Raw genomic sequence first — 7,539 nt, 5'->3', positions numbered from 1 at the left:
GAAAATTCCTCAAGCTCCCTCTCTGCACAGCAAGGCTCTAAAGTTGATAAATATCAATCTAACAAAAACTCAAAGCCTTAGTGTACAAACTTTACAAGCATGAGTTATTGATAGTTTTACATGACAGGTTCGGTAGAGCCATTACTTTTTTCAAAACTATACCTATCAATCGTTTCGGACTCTTTTAAGTTTTCTATCTTTTTGTTAAGAAATGTATACATAATGGAGGTAATAAGGGAGAGGGAAGTATCATGACACAAGATGAAGATAATTGCCAATTCAGGTCTAAATTGGCAAATCAATTTTCACGGAATAAATCTCAAAAAGCTTGTATTCCTGATCAGTAAGACAAGAGGAACACCACAATGACCACCTTAAACATTGCATTTTCTGGAACTCTCCTACGATTTGTGGACTACCAAAAAGAAGTTTCCCTAGAAGCGGAAACCATCTCCAAAGCTTTACGGACTCTCACGGAAAAATATCCCTCTTTAACGGCTTCTCTCTACGATGCGAATGGCGAAGTTCGCAAAGTTCATCGACTTTTTTTAAATGGGGAACAGCTTTTCTCGAATGAATTAGACCGCAGTATTCAAGAAAATGATCGCTTGCAAATTTTAACGGCAATTGCTGGTGGTTAATTAAAAATATTAAATAATTCCCAGCTTTAACTATCAACAGGGAAGATTAACTGTTTCGTCGGGCAGGTTTATCTACTTACTTCCCTAGTCTTATTTTATTGCCACAAAATCTTTAGCCGAGGACGACAAAATGGTTAGTACAGTTGCCGCAACTACTCCCACTTCATCCCCACCGAGAACCAGTGAACTTACTCTCGCCGCCTGTCCGACTTTATTCACTCCCTTGCAGATGCACCAGCGAGAACTTTTGCGCTTAGGATTAAATGGTTGGGCGGGATGGTTGCGCGATCACTTGATGAGTATTCAAAAGTTAGTGGAAAACTACCAAACCAGTATGGTAGTTGCCATGGCCCATCTGCGCTACATCAAAAATGTCACTTTTCACGATTGCGAAACGATTCAACTCGTCACCCGTGCCAGTTGCATTAAGGGGGGAGTATTATTAGAAATGCCCTCTAGTATCTTGGCTGATAATCAAGAAGTGGCACAGGTAAAAATCAGTTTACGTCCAGTAACAATCACCGATCAAGTGAGTTTAGGAGCAAAACCAGGGCGATTGCCAGAGGAACTGATAAATTTATTCTCGGAAGAAGAAATCTCGAAAAAATTTGAACGTCCAGTCCAAAAATTAACTAAACAAATTGAAGAACAAAAACAGGGTGAATTAATCGCAGAAGGTCGTTATCCCTTCCAATTGCACCGCTATGCTCTTGATTTTGCCGATCAATGGGCTTTTATGGAAGCGGCAGCCTACATTAATGCTAGTCGGGAAAAACTGGTTCTTGGCCAAGGTAGCAAACAACCAGCTCTGAAAGTGGGTTTCAGTAATCCCCTACAAGAAATAGATATCGAACTGCACAAACCCTATTTTCTCCTTGATGAAGGAGTTGTGGACACGAAAGTCTATCTTTGGCAGCACCGAGTAGTTTTTATCCATCGCTTACTAGGTTACGGCACGGGGGTGGAAGAGAGTTACGCCACGGCGATCGAACAATTTGACCAGTAATCATCTAAAATCTCGCCAAAAACAGCGATCGGTCAATTGAGTACCGATCGCTGAGTAGGGTTTGCGGCAAAAAGATGGCTCTTCGTTACTCTTTATGCTAAATCAACAGACAAGATGCCTAGATAACATACTTCTAACCCAAAAATTCCGTTTCTAAAGCCATAGCCTCTCCGTTTTATTAGTTTCAGTTTATTGTTGATTCCCTCGACCACCCCATTCGTTGTCCTTCGCTCGAAATAACTAATTATTTCTCCAAAACAGTTTCGGATTGTTTGACAACTCTTGGTAAAAACAATGGAGGATTTTGCCAACCATTCCGAGATAGATAGCATTCCCTCTGTCGGATTCTTTGAGGTTTCGTAAATCCTTCTGAATTCTTCCTTTAATTCCTGCATCTCTTTCAAATTTGGAAAATTTTCTTTGATAGCTTCTAGTTTGAGTTTTTGGGGTTCCGTTAAATCTTTTTCATTTTTTAACAGGCTATATTTACTTCGCTTTAAAACTTCTAGCTTTGCTTCTTTTTCCCCTTTCTGTTTTTTATTTTTCTGCGCTTCTGCCGTTGCTTTTTTATTTTTCGATTCGGAAAACTATAACGATATTTTCTAGGTGTCGATAGCCTTGAATAGAGGTTCCTTCTAGGTTCAAAAATTTGTCAAGTATCATAAGTAGGGTTTGCTGAAAAAGTTTGTTGGTGGAGTTAGGAGTCAGGAGTCAGGAGTCGGGAGTCAGGAGTTTCAGGCTTTGTTGCCCTCTCTTTCGTACTAGGTTATGTACTATGGCAAGGATAATGCAAGGTTTTTGAGGATACCAATCCGATTTTCGCAGCATGAACATTGGATTTTAACAGGTCAAAAGCCTTATTTTAAAAAGGTTTTACCATTATTCAGCAAACCCTAAGTAAAATACTCTGGTTTTTGGCTATTATATCAAATCTTAACTCAATTGTCTATCTTTTGGCATTAACCTGTTTGTGCCTAAAATCTTTCCCTGTATGGGTTTCAGTTATTTTTGGGCATAGGCTCTCTGATCAAATTTTATTTTAAGTTAATTATTTGCATAACAATTACCGAAGAGCCGTACTTTTTGATTTCCAAAAAGTCTAAAAGTCTTACCCAACAAGGTTTTTAGATTTATTCAGCCAGCCCTAGATACTGTCCTCGATTCAAGCGGCCATGTCTAGCCCCTGGTCTCCACCGCTTAAACTGTCTGTTTGTCAAGTACAATTTATACAAAATAAGTGCGATTGCCCTGCTAAGTATATAGGGACAAAAAAATCCTTATCCGGAAAAAATTGAGACAAGAGGTTGATAAAAACATCATGAATCGTACCCTAGCCAAAAAAATAGCAGCAGAAGTCGATAGTCGTTTTGGCAATTTTATTCGCAAACGCATTAACCCCGGAGTTTTAGAACGGGATGCCAATGGTACTTGTATACCAGAAGAGATTTTTGCCGAAGCTTGTCGTTTAGGGATGACTCCCTATCCTGTGACTCAAGAATTAGGAGGTGGAGGGGCTGATCAGCTATCCTGGGGAATGATGCTCGATCGAGTCGGTTATCTCTGTCAAGATCTATCCTTTCCCTTCGTGATTTCTCTGCGCGGTTCGGTGATGAGAATGATCTACAAGTCAAAACGACAGGACTTGATCGAACGTTACCTGAAACCGATGATCGCGGGGAAAAGAGCACCCGCTTTTGCCTATACCGACGGTGCGGATCCTTTTTCCTTTAACACCTGCGTCAGAGAAACCCAAGGCGGATATATCCTTTCTGGCAAAAAACTTTTCACCACTGGCGGTTACAATGCTGATACGTTTATGACCTATGCCCGTCATAAAACGGATAGTTTTGACGATCTTAAGGTTTTTTTGGTGGAAAAAGAATTCCCCGGAGTGGAAATTGTTCCCTTACCCATGGCAGGATGGCGCGCTGCTGGCATCTCAACGGTACATTTTCATGATGTTTTTCTTCCCCATGACTCGGTGATGGTGGCGGCCGATGGGTTAAGTCATGTGCAGGAATTTTTAAACGCCCGTCGTTCTATCTTGGTTAGTCCCGTTTTGGGCAGAATGGAGGCAATTTTGGAAGATTGTGTCAAAAGTCTCAGTCATTCCATCCGTTACAATCGACCCTTAACCGCTATGCAATCGGTACAGGCAGAGATCGGTAAAATGTATAAACTGCTAGAAACCAGTCGCTCGATCGTCTATCAATCCCTAGAAGCTGAGGCCTCTGGTCAGGTAGATCCTCTCTGGGAACCGATTACTAGCTTAGCTAAATCCTATGCTACCGACAGTGCTATCGAATTAGTTTTGATTGCCCAACGTTTGTTAGGAGGGGCAGGACAACTGAAAACTAACCATTACGAGCGTTATTTGCGAGATTTCTGCGGTTTAATCCCCGGAGGTGGCGCTCAAGGTACTCTAGATGTAGATCTGGGAGTTGCTATCATTAGTAAATATGATATGTAAGTTAGTCGGTCTTTTCCTAGCAAGAGCGGTCGGCATTTTGGCTGAAAGTGAGTAAGGAAAATTCCGCACCGACACCCTGCTCATCTTTGCGAGAAAATTGCTATGATCACCATCGGCGAATATTTATTCCAGTGTCTCCATAGTTTAGGGGTTAATCATATTTTTGGGGTGCCGGGGGATTATGTCCTCGATTTGATGGATGTTTTGGTGGAAAGTCCGATCGAATTAGTTTGCACCTGTAATGAGCTTAACGCAGGTTATGCCGCCGATGCCTACGCGCGAGTTAAAGGTATGGGTGCTGTCTGTGTCACCTACGGAGTCGGGGGGTTTAGCCTCGTTAATGCTGTGGTCGGTGCTTACGCTGAAAGAGTTCCCCTGGTGGTGATTAGTGGAGCTTCCGATCGCTCGATTCGCCGGGATAATTTATTATTACACCACACCACGGGCGATTATAATCTGCAATTTTCCATCATGGAAAAAGCCACGGTTGCCTCGGTTATTCTCACTAATTCCGCCCAAGCAGCTAGTCAAATCGATCAAACTTTAGCCGCTTGTTTGCATCACAAACGTCCTGTGTATATCGAAATTCCCCGGGATCTAGTCTATCGTCCCTGTATCCCCTCAGAAAATCCAATTTATTTAACCGATAATCTCACGGATACCGCCGCTTTAGAAGAAGCCATTGAAGAAGCGGTTTTTTTATTAGAAAAAGCGGAAAAACCAATTATTTTAGCGGGGGTAGAATTCCATCGGTTTAAACTTCAAGATAAGTTGCTGAAACTTTTAGAAGTAACGGGTTATCCCTTAGCTACCACTATTTTAGGTAAGTCGTCAATTTCGGAAATGCAGCCGCAATTTATCGGCACTTATGTGGGGGCATTAAGTCGCGAATACGTTAGTCAACGGGTGGAAAATGCCGATTGTGTCCTCTGTTTAGGGGCGATCATGTCCGATATGAATTTAGGCGGATTTACGGCTAATTTAAATCCCAATAATTTGATTAATGCCAATTCTGAGAAAGTAAAAATTAAACATCACTTTTATCAACCGGTATTCCTAGGGGATTTTATCGATGGTTTAATTGATAAGCTAAGTCACAAAGAAGCGGCTACACTAGAGATTAAACCCGCGGCCGAATTGAAGGATTTAGAATTCATCGCCGTGCCAGAGCAAAAATTAACTAATGCTCGTTTTTATGAGCGAATGAATCATTTTATTGCTCAAGAATCTTTTGTTATTTCCGATACAGGGGATGCAATTATTGCCACGATTGATTTATTAATGCCCCAAAAAACCGACTTTATTGGTCAAGCATTTTATCTCTCTATTGGTTATTCAATACCCGCCTGTTTAGGAGTAGCTTTTGCCGCACCAAATACTCGTCCTATCGTCTTTGTGGGGGATGGTGCTTTTCAAATGACTGCCCAAGAACTTTCGACAATTATCCGTCACCATCTCAATCCAATTATCTTTTTAATTAATAACGACGGTTACACGATCGAGCGGGTAATTCAGGATAATATTTATAATGATCTACAACCGTGGAAATATCACCAATTACCGGCAGTATTTAACGGGGAAAGTTGGAGTTGTCAAGTCAGGACAGAAGGGGAATTAGAAAAGGCTTTATCGATTGCCCAGGGTAACATCGATCGCCTATCATTTATTGAAGTACATCTTGATCGTTTTGACTGTTCCCCAGGCTTAACTCGTTTAGGTCAAGCTGTACGTTCACCCCATGTTTAGACTGGTTATACTATTAGGTTTTAACTGTGTGAAGCTGCCCTAAGACACCAGACTGAAACTCTTTTCGCTCCCAAGAGTCAACAATTAAGATACAATCGGTATCTTAATCAAAGTGTGATGGTGACAACCGCAACTAAAAACCCTATGAATGCTTTTTGGAAACAAATCACCCTACTGAACTTTTCCCCCGCTTCTTGGTCAAAATATAGCTATCTGCATCGTTTCGTCGGCCTTTTTAGTCAATGGCGACAGGGTAGCCGGTTTGTGGAGTGGACAGAACTGATGGGTGCGCTGTTAATCTCTCTTCTTATCGCCACTGCGCCGTTTTTCTCCACCAGTCAAATCGGGTTTTTATTGTTAGCAATAGCGGGTTATTGGCTACTCTTAACCCTTGTGGATGAAGGCAAAATTGGGGTGACACCGATTCACATTTTAGTGCTTTTATATTGGGGAATTGCCACGGTTTCCACGGCTTTTTCTCCTGTTAAAACCGCAGCTTTGGAAGGATTAATTAAATTAACTCTCAATCTCATCTTTTTTGCCTTTACCGCCCGAATCATGCGATCACCACGCCTAACAAATTGGATTCTGACTACTTTAGTTTTAACCGCTTTAGCAGTCAGCGTTTACGGCATTCGTCAGCAAATTTTTGGTGCGGAACAGTTAGCAACTTGGAACGATCCCACTTCAGAATTAGCGGGGGATACTAGGGTTTATAGTTATCTCGGTAATCCTAATTTATTAGCTAGTTATTTATTCCCTGGTATTGCTTTTAGCGGTGCTGCATTATTTGTGTGGCAGGGATGGCTACCGAAAATTTTAGCGGCTTTATTAACTTTAGCCAATGCCGCTTGTTTATTTTTTACCGAGAGTCGTGGCGGTTGGATTGGTTTGATGGTCTTAGGAATCGTCTTCTTATTGCTATTATTTTATTGGTTCAAAAGTTATCTACCGTTATTTTGGCAAACATGGCTTTTACCCTTAGTTTTAGGGGGTTTAGCCGTGGTGGTTTTAGGGGCGATTTTATTGGTGGAACCGCTGCGAATTCGGGTGATGAGTATTTTTGCGGGCCGGGAAGATAGTAGTAATAACTTTCGGATTAATGTTTGGGATGCAGTTATCCGCATGATTCAAGCTTATCCGCTTTTGGGCATCGGACCGGGTAATGATGCTTTTAAGAAAATTTACCCCCTATTCATGAAGCCAAAATACACGGCTTTAAGTGCCTATTCTGTGCTATTAGAAATCATGGTAGAAACGGGAATTATTGGTTTTACCTGTTTCCTCTGGTTATTAGTCACAACTATCGGCCAAGGCATCCATCAAATTAAACTTTTACGCGATAAAATGGACAGTCAAGGCTTTTGGTTAATCGGGGCAATTGCCGCTATGGCTGGAATTCTTGCCCACGGTTTTTTTGATACAGTTTGGTATCGTCCCCAAGTTAGTACCCTCTGGTGGTTAGTTTTGGGTTTAATTGCTAGTCGTTGTTATTCCCCCGCTAGGGGTTTTGATCCTGGCAATTCCCTCCTCTAGGGGCTGTCCTTTAGTCACATCTTTCTTAACATTTCAAACCTTTGTAGCACAAGGCTTTCAAGACTCGGTTAACAATTTGTAATATTCCTTGTTGACACCCTTACTGACAAAGAAAAAACTGAAATCAAGTCAGGATAAGG

General features: G+C 41.5%; 5 protein-coding genes and 1 pseudogene. 5 read left to right on the top strand and 1 reads right to left on the bottom strand.

All coding sequences use genetic code 11. The features are described 5' to 3' along the window. Positions 1-365: 365 nt before the first annotated feature. Together IM507_RS02515 and IM507_RS02510 are read left to right on the top strand one after the other, a co-directional pair. The gene (locus IM507_RS02515; protein ID WP_002740056.1) at positions 366-641 is read left to right on the top strand and encodes a MoaD/ThiS family protein; all 276 of its coding nucleotides are present in this window, start codon (positions 366-368) and stop codon (positions 639-641) included. A gap of 130 nt (positions 642-771) precedes the next feature. Continuing rightward, a complete protein-coding gene (locus tag IM507_RS02510; RefSeq protein WP_069474857.1) occupies positions 772-1,647 on the top strand; it encodes a hypothetical protein in 876 nt (291 codons plus the stop codon). 102 nt (positions 1,648-1,749) lie between these two features. Here IM507_RS02510 and IM507_RS02505 read toward each other — a convergent pair. After that, positions 1,750-2,207 (bottom strand): annotated as a pseudogene (locus tag IM507_RS02505) (ISL3 family transposase); the annotation flags it as partial. A 758-nt stretch (positions 2,208-2,965) separates the two neighbouring features. Here IM507_RS02505 and IM507_RS02500 point away from each other — a divergent pair. From IM507_RS02500 to IM507_RS02490, 3 genes are all read left to right on the top strand, one after another. Next, positions 2,966-4,117: an acyl-CoA dehydrogenase family protein gene (locus IM507_RS02500; protein WP_002739551.1), complete on the top strand. Its 1,152-nt coding sequence runs from the start codon at positions 2,966-2,968 to the stop codon at positions 4,115-4,117. 102 nt (positions 4,118-4,219) lie between these two features. Beyond that, positions 4,220-5,863, top strand: a complete 1,644-nt coding sequence (locus IM507_RS02495; RefSeq protein ID WP_069474856.1) for an alpha-keto acid decarboxylase family protein — start codon at positions 4,220-4,222, stop codon at positions 5,861-5,863. 144 nt (positions 5,864-6,007) lie between these two features. Then, on the top strand, positions 6,008-7,399 hold the full coding sequence (locus IM507_RS02490) for an IctB family putative bicarbonate transporter (protein ID WP_287636494.1): 1,392 nt from the start codon (positions 6,008-6,010) through the stop codon (positions 7,397-7,399). Positions 7,400-7,539: the final 140 nt, after the last annotated feature.

The sequence above is a fragment of the Microcystis sp. M20BS1 genome (genome assembly GCF_020245305.1).
Classification (GTDB): domain Bacteria; phylum Cyanobacteriota; class Cyanobacteriia; order Cyanobacteriales; family Microcystaceae; genus Microcystis; species Microcystis ichthyoblabe_A.
This window is presented reverse-complemented; position numbering and strand designations above follow the sequence as displayed.

Excerpts from the sequence above, each read along its gene's own strand:
- IM507_RS02515 (WP_002740056.1), top strand. The coding sequence starts at position 366 with ATGACCACCTTAAACATTGCATTTTCTGGAACTCTCCTACGATTTGTG.
- IM507_RS02510 (WP_069474857.1), top strand. The coding sequence starts at position 772 with ATGGTTAGTACAGTTGCCGCAACTACTCCCACTTCATCCCCACCGAGA.
- IM507_RS02500 (WP_002739551.1), top strand. The coding sequence starts at position 2,966 with ATGAATCGTACCCTAGCCAAAAAAATAGCAGCAGAAGTCGATAGTCGT.
- IM507_RS02495 (WP_069474856.1), top strand. The coding sequence starts at position 4,220 with ATGATCACCATCGGCGAATATTTATTCCAGTGTCTCCATAGTTTAGGG.
- IM507_RS02490 (WP_287636494.1), top strand. The coding sequence starts at position 6,008 with ATGAATGCTTTTTGGAAACAAATCACCCTACTGAACTTTTCCCCCGCT.